Raw genomic sequence first — 14,390 nt, forward strand, 5'->3', positions numbered from 1 at the left:
CCGCCGGTACCAGCTTGCCCCACACCGTATAGCCGCCTTCGCCGTCCAGCATCTCGCCCGCGCGCAGATTGCGCTTGGCCACTGCCGCGACGTCGCCGCGGAAGCCGCTGGCCTGGCCGGTCGGCTCGCCGCGCAGCGCGGCCGACAGCACCGAGATGTTCAGCTCGAGCCCGATCAGATGATACGGCTTGTACATCGCCGCATAGCGTCCGCTGCCGTCGGTCTTGAGGCCGTATTGCCGGAAGCAGTCGGCGGCATAGTCGTTCGGCGCCTCCAGCACGACATAGACGCCCCAGCGGAGGTCGCGAAACACCGGCCGCCCGTCCCGTTCGAGCGAGGAGACGACCTCGACCACGCCCGGCCGCTCCAGCACGCCGCCATGCGATCGCGGCCGCATGATGTGCGGCAGATCGTCGACGCCACAGGGCGGAAACAGCAGGCCGTCCGTGGGCACGTCGAGGGCGCAGGCATTGGCGATCGCGGCCATCTCGATCGCCGATTTGGTGCCGTCGAGGAACGAGTTGAACATCTGCGGATTCATGCCGGCCGACTGCGCTTCGCCTGCGGTCAGGCCGTAATGCTGCCAGACGCCGTCAGGCGTCACGTCGTGATAGGCCGGCAGATACTTTGTGCCTTTACCGGCGGCGACGACGCGGAAGCCGGTGGCGCGGGCCCAGTCGACCATCTCGGCGGTCAGTGCCGGCTGGTCGCCATAGGCGAGCGAATAGACCACGCCCGCTTTGCGCGCTTCCTCGGCGAGCAGCGGACCTGCCAGCACGTCGGCCTCGACATTCACCATCACGATATGCTTGCCCGCGGCGATCGCGGCGCGCGCATGCCTGATCCCAACGGCGGGATTCCCGGTCGCCTCCACAACCACGTCCATGGCACCGCCGGCAATGGCGCGCACGCCGTCATCGGTGAAGACGGTTGCGGCGATCCGCTCGGCGCTCCAGCCGACGGTGCGGCAGGCCTCGCGCGCGCGGTCGCGGTCGATGTCGACGATGATGGGCACCTCCAACCCCGGCGTATGCGGCACCTGCGCCAGAAACATCGAGCCGAACTTGCCCGCGCCGATCAGCGCGACCCGGACCGGCTTGCCGCCGGACGCGCGGGCCTGGAGGAGGCGGAAGAGGTTCATGGGGGATTGTCCTGGTAATAGTCGTGTCCCGGACGCGGTGCAGCACGTAGTGCTGCTGCGCGGAGCCGGGATCCAGAAAGGAAACTATCAGCGCGGCATGGGCCCCGGCTCAGCAGCGCATCGCTGAAGAAGCGCTGCGCTGCGTCCGGGGCGCGAGACCTACTTACTCCGCCGCCTGCCGCGGCGCACGGGCAAGCCGCAGTAGCGCGTCGTCGTCCACCGTCTTGATCGGGGCGAAGTCGCGATGTGCGATGTAGTCCGGCCGCGTCGGGCTGCGGATGTAGTTCGAGACCGCGTTCAGCGTCAGGTACACGATCTTGCGCGGGAAGGGCGTGATGTTGCCGGCCGAGCCGTGGACGAGATTGCCGTGGAACATCAGCATGCCGCCTGGCTTGCCGGTCGGCGCCACGATGCCGCCCTGCGCGACCAGCCGCGTCACCGTCGCCTCGTCCAGCGTCCACAGCGGATAGGATGTGGTGGCGAGGTCGTGCGAGGCTTCGAGATCGCCGGCGTTCTGGCTGCGCGGCACCAGCATCAGAGGCCCGTTGATCGGCATCACCTCGTCGAGGAAGATCGCGATATTCATGGCCCGCGGCTCCGGCATGCCGTCGTCGCGCTTCCAGGTGCCGTAATCCTGGTGCCATTGCCAGACGTCGCCGGTGAAGGCCGATTTCGCGTTGATCTTGAACTGGTGCATGTAGACGGGCTCGCCGAACAGCTGCTCGACCGGGTCGATCATGCGTGGATGCGCGCCGAGGAGGCCGAACGCCTCATTGTAAAGATGCGCGGCAAACGCCGTGCGCGGCGCGCCGCTCTTCTCGCGCCAGACTTCGGGACGGTTGGCGTCGTAGATGCCGACCGCCTCGCGCGCCAGCAGATCGACCTCCTCCTGATTGAACAGCTCGGGCAGGAACAGCCAGCCCTCGCGGTGGAAGAACTCCAATTGCTCCTGAGACAGTTTCATGGGTCGTTTCCTCCTGTTTTGTTTATTTGTCGTTTCGTCGCTCCGCGCGGTCCGCAGGACCGAGCTCAGGTGCGCACTTGCGCACCGTAGTCGCGCGTCGCGCGTCCGGAATGACAGCGCAAATCGCTACGCCGCCGCTTCCTCCGTCGCCCTCAATCTCTCCTCGGTCATCCGTCCCGCCGTCTGCGCATGCGCCAGCGCGGCGGCTTCGGCGGCCTTCGCGTCGCCCGCGAGAATGTGTCCGGCGATATCGGCGTGCTCGGCCCAGGCGCTGCCGCGATAGTCGAGCTCCGACAGCACTGTCGCCATCGAACGCCGCATATGCGGCCATTGCGGCGCGATCGTCTCCTCGATCACGGGATTGCCGGCGAGCTGATAGATCGCGCGGTGAAAATTCACGTCGAGCACGATCAGTTCAGTGAGTGTCGTGTTGCGGTCGATGCCGCGCCCCGCGGCGAACGCAGCCTCCAGCCGTGCGCGTCCTGCCGCGTCGCTGGCGGCGCGCTTCGCCGCAAGCCGCGCGGCCAGCGCGTCGAGCGCGCCGCGCACCTCGTAGAGCTGGCGGATGCGCGCGGGATCGAGCTGGGTGACCTCGAAGCCGCGCTTGCCGCTCTCGGCGACGAGGCCCTGGCGGTGCAGCAGGTGCAGCGCATGCGAGACAGGCTGGCGCGACACGCCGAGCTTGTCAGCGAGCTCGTTCTGCCGGATGCGCTGGCCGGGCTCAAGCGTGCGGTCGGAGATCGCCTCCAGGATGCGGGCATAGACCTGGTCGATCAGGTTTGGGAGCGGGTCGAGAGGGATCACGCCGGCAGCTCCTGGAGGGAATACGGAATTCCGTATTCGAAGGTATCGCGGGAGGGGGAGGGCGTCAAGACGAGCTGCGCGCCCGGGCCCAGGGCGCCCGCGCGGCTTCACTAAGTCATTGATATCGCTATACCCGTCTACTGTGCATGGGGTTGTTTTCGCGGAAAAAACCTCCGCCTCAACCCTCCAGCACCTCCACCTCCAGCGCGGCGATCCCTTCCGCATCGGCCAGCGCCTCGATTCCGGCAATGCGTTCGCCCTTGAACGTCACGCGCAGCGCGATGCGCAGCTGGCCACCGAGGATGACGGCAACGCCGATCTCGCCGTCGACCAGTGCCGTCCGCGCGGCCTGGGCGCGGCCCTTGTAGAGTTGCGCGACCGCATCCGCGCCCCGGATCTCCGGTAGCGTGCCGAGCCGCACCGCGGCCTGATCGGCGCGGAAGACGACGTCGGGATCGAGCACGGCGAGCAGCCCTTCGAAATTGCCTTCGCGCGACGCCTTGAGAAAGGCATCGACGATTCCGCGCTGGCGCGACAGGTCGGTCTCGGGCACCGGCGCCCCCTGCACGCGCCGCCGCGCCCGGCTCGCGAGCTGCCGCGATGCGTCGACCGAGCGGCCGACGATCGGCGCGATCTCCTCGAAGGGCACTGCGAACATGTCGTGCAGCACGAAGGCGAGCCGCTCCGCCGGCTGCAAGGTCTCAAGCACGACGAGCAGCGCCGCGCCGACGGAATCGGCCATCTCCGCCTCGCGCTCCCGCGTCTCGTCGAGCGGCTCGGGCACATGCGGGCCCATCGGCTCTTCCTTGCGCGACTTCCGCGCGCGCAGCATGTCGAGGCAGATGCGCGCGACCACGGTCGTCAACCAGCCGCGCAAATTCGCCACATCGGACATGTCGTAGCGGCTGACCCGCAGCCAGGCCTCCTGCACAGCATCGTCGACCTCGGCGCCGGAGCCCAGCATGCGGTAGGCGACCGCGCGCAAATGGTCCCGGCTCGCTTCAAACTGGTGGCTGAGAAAATCGTCTTCGAAGTTTTTTTCGGTCATCGGTCACATTCCCTCGTCGCGATCCGTCATGCCCATGACGAAGCCAATCCGGCCGATGTGACCGGAACCTTCGACATTCGAGCGATGGAGACGAAAAAGATGCACGCCCGCATGAATCACCCTGTCATGGTCCTCCCCGAGGCCATGAATGTCCTGCAATCCCTCGGCAATCTGACCAAGCAGGGGCTGCCGGAAAAGCTCCTGGAGCTGGTGCACCTCCGCGCCAGCCAGATCAACGGTTGCAGTGTCTGCGTCGACATGCACCCCAAGGTCGCCCGCAAGCTCGGTGAGACCGACGAGCGCCTGTTCGCCGTGTCCGCCTGGCGCGACGCGCCGTATTTCACCGACGCCGAGCGCGCCGCGCTGGCGCTGACCGAGGCCGTCACGCGCCTCGCCGACCGCGAGGATCCGGTGCCCGACGCAACCTGGAACGAGGCCGCCAAGCATTTCGACGAACGCGAGCTCGCAACGTTGATCCTGTCGATCGCGACCATCAATGTCTGGAACCGGCTGAATGCAACGATCAAGATGCCGGTCGGCGTGTGGAAGGTGTGAGGTCTCTTTCCCTCGCCTCTCCCGCTTGCGGGGAGAGGCGACGAGAACACCTACTCCGCCAAGAACCGGTTCACCACCTCGCCGAACTCCAGTGGCGCCTGCTCGAACATCCAGTGGCCGGCGTTCGGAATGACTGCCGTCCGGCTGCCCGCGATGTGCGCGGCCAGCACGCGCCACATCACCGACAGGCTTCCCGTCGTCGCGCCGCCGCCGATCAGCAGCGTCGGCGTGCGGATCGCCTGTGCGTCGCTGAGCGCGTAGGGCCGGCGCTGCTCGTTGATCTGACCAAGGAAGGTGAGCGCGTTGTCGCGCAGCTGCTGTTTCGCCGCCGCCGGCACGCGCCGCCACGAGCCGTCACCCTCGATGCCCTCGTAGAAATTCTGCAGCGCACCCTCGATATCGCCGGCGCGGATCATCTCGACCGAGCGCGCGGTGCGCGCCGCGAGCGGCGGATGCGCGGGCGTGCCTTCCGGCACCGGCAGGGATGCATCGAGATCGCCGCCCGGCTCGGCCAGCACCAGTTTTCGCAGCAGATCAGGCCGGGCCTGCGCCACGCGGAATGCAATGTGGCCGCCGCGCGAATGACCCATCAGGTCGATCGGTGCGGGCGTCACCTGCTCGATGAAGGCGATCGTGTCGGCAACGTGCTGCGCCATCTTGTAGTCGTCGCCGACGGCATCCCAATGTTCGGGGAAGAAATGCCGCAGGCTGACCGAGATCACGCGATGGGATTTCGAGAGCGGGCCGAGCACCGAATACCAGGTGCGGAAATCACCTAATGTGCCGTGCACGCAGACCAGCGGATGGCCCTCTCCGACTTCGAGATAGGCCATGTCGTAACCGTTGACGCGGAATGTCTGCATGATCAGCACGCCAGGAAGTCGAGAACCACTTCGGAGTATTTCTGCGGCGCCTGCTCGAACATCGGATGCGTCGCGTTCGGGATGATCGCGGTCTTGGAATAGGGCACATGCGCAGCGAGCGCATGCAGTACTTTCGGCAGCAGGCCCTTGGTTCGCGCCCCCAGGACGAATAGGGTCGGCATCTTGATCGCCTCCGCATCCGCCTTGGAGAACGGCGGACGGTTGTCGCGGACCTGGCCGATCAGCGTGGTGGCGTTGTCGCGAAGGTTCTGCTTCACCAGGGCCGGCAGCCGCGGCCAGGTGCCGGCGCCTTCCAGCGTGTCGACGAACACGGCAAGGCCGCCATCGACGTCGCCGGCCGCGATCTTCTCGGCCGAGGCCGTGAACCGCGCCAGGAGCGACGAGGGCCCGCCGACATAGTCGGGATCGAGGCTCGCATCGAGTTCGCCGCCGGGTTCAGCGAGGATCAGCCGCCGCAACAGATCCGGCCGCCGCTGCGCCACGCGGAAGCAGATGTGCCCGCCGCGGGAATGGCCCATCAGGTCGACGGGCCCGAGGTCGAGCTCCTCGATGAAGGCAATGACGTCGTCGACATGCTGGGCGATCGAGTAGGTGTCGCCGATGCCGTCCCATCGCGCCGGGAAGAAGTGCCGCAGGCTGACCGCGATCACCCGGTGCCGTTGCGACAGCGGGCCGAGGACGCAGCCCCAGACCCGGAAGTCGTTGAGCGAGCCGTGCACGCAGACCAGCGGCGCACGTCCTTTGTCCTCGCCCACGTCGAGATAGGGCATATCGTATCCGTTGACGTGGAGGCTTTGCATTCCGGGGCTCGCGAAGGATTGGAACTCCTGTGCAAGATTCCCGGAAACCGGGTGGATCGCAACTATTTCCAAGCCTAGATTTAGCCCGAGATCACATTGGGGGCATGCGACGAGGGACGCAAGCTCAGGAACCAAGCCATGACCGACCAGCACTTTGCCTTGTTCGATACCAGGATCGGCCTCTGCGCCATCGCCTGGGGCCCGCGCGGCATCAACGGCACGCAATTGCCGATGGGCGGTGAGCAGAAGATCCGCACCCGTATCAGCCAGCGCCACGGTGATGCCGTTGAGACCGAGCCGACCGCCGAGGTGCAGCAGGCGATCGACCGCATGACAAAACTGCTCGCAGGCGAGCCGGATGACCTCACCGATATCGAGCTCGATCTCGACGGCGTGCCCGAATTCAACCGCGGCGTCTACGCGATCGCCCGCGCCATCCCGCCCGGCAAGACCCTCACCTATGGCGACATCGCCAAGCAGCTCGGCGGCGTCCAGCTCTCGCGCGACGTCGGCCAGGCGCTCGGCCACAATCCGTGCCCGATCGTGGTGCCCTGCCATCGCGTGCTGGCTGCCGGCAACAAGCCCGGCGGCTTCTCGGCGAATGGCGGCGTGGTGACGAAGCTGAAGATGCTCGAGATCGAAGGCGCGCTGGTGAACCACACGCCGAGTTTGTTTGATTGAGGCGGCTTGCACCCGTGCCGTAGGGTGGGCAAAGCGGAACGTGCCCACCGTCTCGTCGTAACATGGAAAGGTCGTGGGCACGGCGCTTCGCGCCTTTGCCCACCCTACGAGACCTCCCTAAATCTTCGCCGTCGTCTTCGGCCAATATTTGTCGCGCAAATGCCGCTTCACCAGCTTGCCTGTGGGCGTGCGCGGCAGCTCGGGCTCGAAATCGATCGAGCGCGGGCACTTGATGGCGGAGAGGCGGCCCTTGCAGTAGGCGATCAAATCGGCCTCGAGCGCCTTGCCGGCACGCTTCATGTCGTGCGGCTGCACCACTGCCTTCACCTCTTCGCCCATCTCCTCGTTCGGGACGCCGAACACCGCAACGTCGGCGACATCGGGGTGGGTGATCAGCACGTCCTCGGTCTCCTGCGGGTAGATGTTCACGCCGCCCGAGATGATCATGTAGGACTTGCGGTCGGTGAGATAGAGGAAGCCCTCCTTGTCGAGATAGCCGACGTCGCCGAGCGTCGACCAGCCCTTGGCGTTGTAGGCCTTCTTCGTCTTCTCGGGGTCGTTGTGGTAGGTGAACGCAGGCGCGTCGGCGAAATAGACCGTGCCGATCTCGCCGACCGGTTGCTCCTCGTCGTTCTCGTCGAGAATCTTGACCTTGCCGACCACGGCGCGGCCGACGCTGCCGCGATGCGCCAGCCATTCCTTGGAGCTGCAGACGGTGACGCCGTTGCCTTCCGAGCCGGCGTAATACTCGATCAGGATCGGCCCCCACCATTCGATCATCTTCGCTTTCACGTCGACCGGGCAGGGGGCGGCGGCGTGGATTGCGCCCTTGAGCGTGGAGACGTTGTACTTCGCGCGGATCTCGTCCGGCAGCTTCAGCATGCGCACGAACATGGTCGGCACGAGCTGCGACTGCGTCACCTTGTATTTCTCGACCAGCGTCAGGAATTCCTCGGCGTCGAAATGCTCCATGATGATGGAGGTGCCGCCGAGCACGATCGCCATCATGTTGAAGCGCAAGGGAGCTGCGTGATAGAGCGGCGCCGGTGACAAATAGGTGCTTTCGGTGTTCATGCCGCACATGTCGGCGCAGAGCACGCGCAGAAGCGGGTTCGGCTCGTTGATGGTCTTGCCTTCAAACGCCTTCTTGACGCCCTTGGGCCGGCCGGTGGTGCCGGACGAATACAGCATGTCATAGCCGGCGATCTCGTCGGCGATCGGTGTGATCGGCTGGCTTGCTGCTTCCTCGTCGTAGGAGCGGAAGCCGGGCAGCGGGTCGTCCATCATGTAGAAGATCGGCTCGCCGGCGGCGCCCTTGATCAGGCCCTTGATCTGGTCGGCGCATTTCGGCGTCGTGATCACGACCTTGGCGCCGCAATCGGCGATGATGTAGTCGATCTCGTCCTGCTTCAAATAGCGGCTGATCGCGGTGTAGTAGAGCCCGCTCCGCTGGGCGGCCCAGCACAGCTCCATGAAGGCGAGGCGGTTCTCCATCAGCAGCGCGATGTGGTCGCCGGCCTTGAGGCCGAGCGAGCGGAACAAATGCGCGCCCTGGTTCGAAAGCTCGTCGAGCTCGCGATAGGTGATCGCCTTGCCGGTGCCGGCCATCTGGTAGGCGATCTTGTCGGGCGTGGTGCGGGCATGGATGGAGGGGTGAGTCATGGCGTTTCCTCAAAACGCGAATGGCGAGTAGCGAATGGCAAATAGGAAGAAGGGCAAACCGCTCTTCGCCTACTCACCATTCGCTATTCGCCACTCACTACTCGCTTTTGTTTTTTCTTACAGTCGCTCGACAATCGTCACGTTCGCCATGCCGCCGCCTTCGCACATGGTCTGCAGGCCATAGCGCTTGCCGCGCTGGTGCAGGGCGTGAACCAGCGTCGTCATCAGCTTGGTGCCGGAGCCGCCGAGCGGATGGCCGAGCGCGATGGCGCCGCCATTGACGTTGAGGCGGGCCGGATCTGCACCGGTGGTCTTGAGCCAGCCGGTCGGCACCGAGGCGAAGGCCTCGTTGACCTCGAACAGGTCGATGTCGCCGATCTTCATGCCGGCCTTCTCCAGCGCCTTCTTGGTGGCGTGCAGCGGTGCATCCAGCATGATCACGGGATCGCCGCCGGTCATGGTCATGTGATGGATGCGCGCCAGCGGTGTGACGCCGAGCTGCTTGAGGCCGCGCTCGTTGACCACCATGACGCCCGAGGCGCCGTCGCAAATCTGGCTGGCGCTGGCCGCGGTCAGCTTGCCGTTCTCGGCGATCAGCTTGACGCCCTTGATGCCCTCGAGCGTGGCATCGAAGCGGATGCCTTCGTCGATGTGGTGGGTGTCCTTGGAGCCGTCGGCGCGGGTGATCTCGAGCGGTACGATCTCCTTCTTGAAGTGACCGGCTTGGGTCGCCGCGATCGCGCGCTGATGGCTGTTATAGGAATATTCGTCCAGATCATCCTTCGACAGGCCGTACTTCTCCGCCATCATCTCCGCGCCGGTGAACTGGCTGAACACAATGTTGGGATATCTCGCCTCGATGCCCGGGCTCTTGTAATGGCCGAAGCCGTTCTTGGCGGCGAGCTGCGAGGACAGGCCCATCGGCACCCGCGTCATCGATTCCACGCCGGCGGCGATCACGACGTCCATGGTGCCGGACATCACGGCTTGCGCGGCGAAGTGCAGCGCCTGCTGCGAGGAGCCACACTGGCGATCGATCGAGGTGCCCGGCACGCTCTCCGGCAGCTTCGAGGCCATGATCGCGTTGCGCGCGACATTGTTGGACTGCTCGCCGACCTGCATCACGCAGCCCATGATCACGTCCTCGACCAGCGCCGGATCGACCTTGGTGCGGTCGACCAACTCGTCCAGCACTTTTGCGGCGAGATCGGCCGGATGCCAGCCGGCGAGACGGCCCCCCTTGCGCCCGCCCGCGGTACGCGCAGCGGCGACGATGTAAGCCTCGGCCATGTCGGTCTCTCCCTGAATTCTTGATTGGGTCGTTTGTCGGGGCGGATTTAAGGGACGCAAGATCATTTAGTCAATCGATCAATTAATTCTTGTGATGAGCCGCTGCTTGGGCTTATCTGCGCGCCTATCGAGGTGCATTCAGGGATCTCCGTGACTACCAGCGTACCGAACAGGCTCCCCAGCGGAAAAAATTCCACGGCAGAGAAATTGCTCGTGGCCGCGAGCGAGTTGATGATCGAACGCTCCTCGATCGAGATTTCGCTCAGCGACATCGCGCAGAAGTCGGGCGCCAACGCCGCGTTGGTCAAATATCACTTCGGCAACAAGGACGGGCTGCTGCTGGCACTGCTCGCGCGGGATGCCGCGACCGAGATGTCCAATCTCGAATATCTGCTGGCGCAGCCGATCACGGCGACGGCGAAGCTCAAGCTGCATATCGGCGGCATCATCCGCGCCTATCACCGGTTCCCCTATATGAACCGGCTGATTCACTATCTCCTGCATGAGAGCGTCGCCGGCTCCGCGGACGAAGTTTCAAAATTCTTCGTGGCGCCGCTGCTCGACTTTCACCGCCGCCTGCTCGCCGAGGGCGTCAGCCGCGGCGAGTTCCGCCAGACCGATCCGGTGCTGTTCTACACCAGCCTGATCGGCGCCTGCGATCATCTGTTCTTCGGCCGGCACGCGATGTCTCGCGCGACCGGCGTCGGCCCGGTCACCGACGACGTCTGCCGGCAATATATCAAGCACATGGAAACGCTGATCTGCGGCGGCATCCTCACGCAAGTCGAGGAAGCTGCCGCGGCCGGATGATCCGGCCGCAACTCTCAAGTCTAGAGAAGAAACGTCCAAGGAAAGGTAGCCTGTCATGGAATTGAAAGACGTAGCCGTTCTCATCACCGGCGGTGGTTCGGGCCTCGGCGAGGCGACCGCCCGCGCCATGGCGGCCAAGGGCGCCAAGATCGGCGTGATCGACCAAAACAAAGAGAATGCCGAGAAGGTCGCGGCCGAGGTGAAGGGCGTGGCGCTCCATGCCGACGTCACCAGCGAAGAGCAGATCAAGGCCGCGATCGCCAAGGCGGAAGCCGCGCATGGCGTTGCGCGGGTGCTGATGAACTGCGCCGGCATCGGCGGCTCGCAGCGCATCGTCGGCCGCGACGGCGTCTACCCGCTCGAAAAGTTCGCGCGCATCATCAACGTCAACCTGATCGGCACCTTCAATTGCCTGCGTCTGTTCGCTGAGCGCCTCGTCACGATCGAACCCGTCGGTGAAGAGCGTGGCGTCATCATCAACACGGCGTCGGTCGCGGCCTATGAAGGCCAGATCGGCCAGATCGCCTATTCGGCCTCGAAGGGTGGCGTCGTCGGCCTGACCCTGCCGGCCGCGCGCGACCTCGCCAGCCAGAAGATCCGCGTCAACACCATCGCGCCCGGCCTGTTCTTCACGCCGCTGCTGATGGGGCTGAACGAGGAAGCCCGCAAGAGCCTGGGCGCGCAGGTGCCGCATCCCTCGCGCCTCGGCGATGCCAAGGAATACGGCTCGCTCGCGGTGCACATCGTCGAGAACGCGATGCTGAACGGCGAGACCATCCGCCTCGACGGCGCCATCCGCATGGCGCCGAGGTAAGCGGCGCTCTTCTTCCTTCTCCCCCTGTGGGAGAAGGTAGCGCGAAGCGCCGGATGAGGGGGCTCTCTCCCCGATCTCGTCTGCGGAGACAGACCCCTCACCCAAGTGAACTCTAGGCTGACAGCGATCTTGCCCTCTCCCACAAGGGGAGAGGGCGCAATAACCGCCACCCAAAGAGCGGATGCACGAGGCCCCCATGTCCCAACCGCTGCTGATCGAGCATGACGACGGCGTTGACCGGGTGACGCTCAATCGGCCCGAGCACCTCAACGCGCTCGATCCCGCGCTGATCGACGCGCTCAACGACTATTTCCAGGGCCTGCAACGCAACCGTGACACGCGTGTCGTGGTGCTGAAGGGTGCCGGCAGGAATTTCTGCGCAGGCCTCGACCTCAAGGCGGCGATGGCCCGCCGTGCCGGACAACAGGAGCCGCCCGGCGTCACGGAGTCGCTGGATTCGCAGCGTCGCATCGCTGACATCGTGATGCTGATGCGACGTTGTCCGCAGCCGATCCTGACGCTGGTGCAGGGTGCGGCCGCCGGCGGCGGATTTGCGCTGGCGCTGGCCTCCGACATCCGCATCGCGACGAGATCGGCGCGAATGAATTGCGCCTTCATCAAGCTCGGCCTCGGCGGCTGTGACATCGGCACCAGCTATTTCCTGCCGCGGCTGGTCGGCGTGTCCGTGGCGTCGGAGCTGATCCTCACGGGGCGCTTCATCGGCGCGGAGCGCGCGCTCGCGGTCGGCCTCGTCTCGGAAGTCGTGGACGAGGACAGGCTCGATGACGCGGCCGAGCCTTATGTCGAGGCGATGATGACGGCCTCGCCCGTGGGCCTGCGTCTCTCCAAGGAATGCCTCAACATGAGTGTCGACGCGGGATCGCTGGAGGCCGTTATCGCCATGGAAGATCGCAACCAGGTCCTGTGCAGCCGTTCCGAGGAATTTTCGGAAGGCATCAGGGCCTTCCTTGAGAAACGAAAGCCTGTCTATATCAAGCGCTGAACGAGAACGATCCGCAAAGGACAATAATTCCGGGAGACGCAAAATGAGTGGAAGCGCGGCGGCCGTGATGACGAAGCCCGCCTTTCGCAAGATCGAGTGGCTCGCGCGCGACATCGACGTCGAGCGTCGCAGCGACGGCACGGTGGTGCTGAAGTCGCGCATTCCGCTGCAGCCTTACGAGAAGCACATCCCGGCCTCGCTGGCGAAATGGGCGAAGGAAGCGCCCGAGCGCATCTGGCTCGCTCAGCGCGGTGGTCCCAATCGCGAATGGCGCAAGGTGTCCTATGGCGAAGCCAAGCGCACTGTGGATGCGCTGACGCAAGGTCTGCTCAACCTCGGACTCGACGGCCGCCCCGTTGCGATCCTCTCCGGCAATTCGATCGAGCATGCGCTGATGACGCAGGCCGCGATGCAGGCGCGCGTCCCGGCAGCGCCGGTCTCGCCGGCTTACTCATTGATGAGCCACGATCACGTCAAGCTGAAATACCTGTTCGACCTGATCAAGCCGGCCGTGGTGATGGTGCAGGACGGCCCGACCTTCGAGAAGGCACTGAAGGCGATCGACCTCGCCGGCGTCACCGTGGTTCACGTCGCGCGGCCATGTGAGGGCATCAAGAGCGTCAGCTTTGCTGAGCTCGCGGCAACTCCGGTGACCGAGGACGTCGAGGAGTCGATCGCGAAGATCACGCCCGACACCGTCGGCAAGCTGCTGTTCACGTCAGGCTCGACCGGCATGCCCAAGGCGGTCATCAACACGCAGAAGATGATGTGCGCCAATGCAGCGATGATGATGCAGGTGCGGCCACGTTCGCCTGATGGCCCTGTTGCGACCATGCTGGACTGGATGCCCTGGAATCACACCATGGGCGGCAACGCGGCATTCCATCCGATCCTGGTCGATGGCGGCACGCTCTATATCGACGACGGCCGGCCGATGCCGGGCCAGTTCGAGGAGACGCTGCGAAACCTGCGCGAGATCTCGCCGACCTATTACGCCAACGTGCCGGCCGGCTATGCGGCGCTCGCGGCCGCCATGGAGAAGGACGACGCGCTCTGCCGCTCGTTCTTCAAGAACCTCTCGATCATGGCCTATGGCGGCGCGCGCCTGCCTGACGATCTCTACGACCGCATGCAGGCCCTCGCGGTGAAGACCACCGGCGAGCGCATCGTGTTCTACACCGGCTGGGGCTCGACCGAGACCGCGCCGACCTCGACCGGAACTTATTGGGATACCGAGCGCGTCGGCCTCATCGGCCTGCCGTTCCCCGGCGTCGAGTTGAAGATGGTGCCGTGCGGCTCGAAATACGAACTGCGGCTGCGCGGCGTCAACGTCACGCCCGGTTATTTCGGCCAGCCGGAGCTGACGAAGCAGATGTTCGACGAGGAAGGCTTTTACTGCATCGGTGATGCCGGCATTTTCGTCGACGATTCCGATCCGGTGAAGGGCATCATCTTTGCAGGTCGCGTGGTCGAAGACTTCAAGCTCACCACCGGCACCTTCGTGCATGTCGGCTCGCTCCGCACCGATACGATCGCAGCTGCGACGCCTGTCGTGCACGATGCGTTGGTCGCGGGGCAGGACCGCCCGTTCATCGGCCTGCTGGCCTGGCCCAATTTGCACGCCTGCCGGCAACTTGTCGGCAATCCCGAGCTGAACTTCGAGGACGCAGTGAAGCACCCTGAAGTGCTCGCCTGCTTCAGGCGCGGGCTGGAAACTCACAACAAGGAGTGCGAGGGCGCCAGCAGCCGCATCATCGCGCGGGCCATGCTGATGGTCGAGCCGCCCTCGATCGACGGCAACGAGCTTACCGACAAGGGCTACATCAATCAGCGCGCCGGCCTCGAGCGCCGCGCCGCAATGGTGGAGCGGCTGTATGCCGACAAGCCGGATCAAGACGTCATCGTTCTCAAGTAATCGACATCATCAACACGGG

At 65.1% G+C, this 14,390-nt stretch carries 14 protein-coding genes (1 of these 14 running past the window's edge); 6 read left to right on the plus strand and 8 right to left on the minus strand.

Annotation, left to right across the window (positions count from 1 at the left end):
- From GGD66_RS15960 to GGD66_RS15975, 4 genes are all read right to left on the minus strand, one after another.
- Window positions 1-1,141, minus strand: the 5' portion of a protein-coding gene (locus GGD66_RS15960) for an NAD(P)H-dependent oxidoreductase (protein WP_183258309.1). 209 nt of this gene lie to the left of the window's left edge; the window shows 1,141 of its 1,350 coding nt (coding positions 1-1,141); its start codon is at window positions 1,139-1,141; its stop codon lies off the left edge, out of view.
- Window positions 1,142-1,304: 163 nt separating this feature from the next.
- The gene (locus GGD66_RS15965; protein WP_018316233.1) at window positions 1,305-2,105 is read right to left on the minus strand and encodes a phytanoyl-CoA dioxygenase family protein; all 801 of its coding nucleotides are present in this window, start codon (window positions 2,103-2,105) and stop codon (window positions 1,305-1,307) included.
- A 126-nt stretch (window positions 2,106-2,231) separates the two neighbouring features.
- Entirely contained in the window at window positions 2,232-2,909 is a 678-nt protein-coding gene (locus tag GGD66_RS15970) for a GntR family transcriptional regulator (RefSeq protein WP_183258310.1), read from the minus strand.
- 178 nt (window positions 2,910-3,087) lie between these two features.
- On the minus strand, window positions 3,088-3,957 hold the full coding sequence (locus GGD66_RS15975; RefSeq protein ID WP_092255632.1) for a sigma-70 family RNA polymerase sigma factor: 870 nt from the start codon (window positions 3,955-3,957) through the stop codon (window positions 3,088-3,090).
- 99 nt (window positions 3,958-4,056) lie between these two features.
- Here GGD66_RS15975 and GGD66_RS15980 point away from each other — a divergent pair, with 99 nt between their 5' ends.
- Window positions 4,057-4,512 carry a carboxymuconolactone decarboxylase family protein gene (locus GGD66_RS15980; RefSeq protein ID WP_092255952.1) on the plus strand — a complete coding sequence of 152 codons (456 nt, stop codon included), beginning with the start codon at window positions 4,057-4,059 and terminating at the stop codon, window positions 4,510-4,512.
- Window positions 4,513-4,562: 50 nt separating this feature from the next.
- Here the strand turns inward: GGD66_RS15980 and GGD66_RS15985 are convergent, their stop codons facing one another.
- On the minus strand, window positions 4,563-5,375 hold the full coding sequence (locus GGD66_RS15985; RefSeq protein WP_183258311.1) for an alpha/beta fold hydrolase: 813 nt from the start codon (window positions 5,373-5,375) through the stop codon (window positions 4,563-4,565).
- A 2-nt stretch (window positions 5,376-5,377) separates the two neighbouring features.
- Window positions 5,378-6,196, minus strand: a complete 819-nt coding sequence (locus tag GGD66_RS15990) for an alpha/beta fold hydrolase (RefSeq protein ID WP_183258312.1) — start codon at window positions 6,194-6,196, stop codon at window positions 5,378-5,380.
- Between the two features lie 138 nt (window positions 6,197-6,334).
- On the opposite strand from GGD66_RS15990, the gene GGD66_RS15995 reads away from it, so the two are divergent.
- On the plus strand, window positions 6,335-6,877 hold the full coding sequence (locus GGD66_RS15995; RefSeq protein WP_179731842.1) for a methylated-DNA--[protein]-cysteine S-methyltransferase: 543 nt from the start codon (window positions 6,335-6,337) through the stop codon (window positions 6,875-6,877).
- A gap of 117 nt (window positions 6,878-6,994) precedes the next feature.
- Here the strand turns inward: GGD66_RS15995 and GGD66_RS16000 are convergent, their stop codons facing one another.
- Both GGD66_RS16000 and GGD66_RS16005 read right to left on the minus strand, forming a co-directional pair.
- The gene (locus tag GGD66_RS16000; protein WP_183258313.1) at window positions 6,995-8,539 is read right to left on the minus strand and encodes an acyl-CoA synthetase; all 1,545 of its coding nucleotides are present in this window, start codon (window positions 8,537-8,539) and stop codon (window positions 6,995-6,997) included.
- Window positions 8,540-8,656: 117 nt separating this feature from the next.
- A complete protein-coding gene (locus GGD66_RS16005) occupies window positions 8,657-9,829 on the minus strand; it encodes an acetyl-CoA C-acetyltransferase (protein WP_183236657.1) in 1,173 nt (390 codons plus the stop codon).
- 150 nt (window positions 9,830-9,979) lie between these two features.
- Between GGD66_RS16005 and GGD66_RS16010 the strand changes: the two genes are divergently transcribed.
- The 4 genes from GGD66_RS16010 (at window position 9,980) to GGD66_RS16025 (ending at window position 14,371) form a co-directional block, all read left to right on the plus strand.
- Window positions 9,980-10,639, plus strand: a complete 660-nt coding sequence (locus GGD66_RS16010) for a TetR family transcriptional regulator (RefSeq protein WP_183258314.1) — start codon at window positions 9,980-9,982, stop codon at window positions 10,637-10,639.
- A 55-nt stretch (window positions 10,640-10,694) separates the two neighbouring features.
- Entirely contained in the window at window positions 10,695-11,453 is a 759-nt protein-coding gene (locus GGD66_RS16015) for an SDR family NAD(P)-dependent oxidoreductase (protein WP_183258315.1), read from the plus strand.
- A 196-nt stretch (window positions 11,454-11,649) separates the two neighbouring features.
- Window positions 11,650-12,456, plus strand: a complete 807-nt coding sequence (locus GGD66_RS16020) for an enoyl-CoA hydratase/isomerase family protein (RefSeq protein ID WP_183258316.1) — start codon at window positions 11,650-11,652, stop codon at window positions 12,454-12,456.
- 43 nt (window positions 12,457-12,499) lie between these two features.
- The gene (locus GGD66_RS16025; protein WP_183258317.1) at window positions 12,500-14,371 is read left to right on the plus strand and encodes an AMP-binding protein; all 1,872 of its coding nucleotides are present in this window, start codon (window positions 12,500-12,502) and stop codon (window positions 14,369-14,371) included.
- The last annotated feature ends 19 nt before the right edge of the window (window positions 14,372-14,390 follow it).

This window comes from Bradyrhizobium sp. CIR48 (assembly GCF_014198315.1).
Classification (GTDB): domain Bacteria; phylum Pseudomonadota; class Alphaproteobacteria; order Rhizobiales; family Xanthobacteraceae; genus Bradyrhizobium.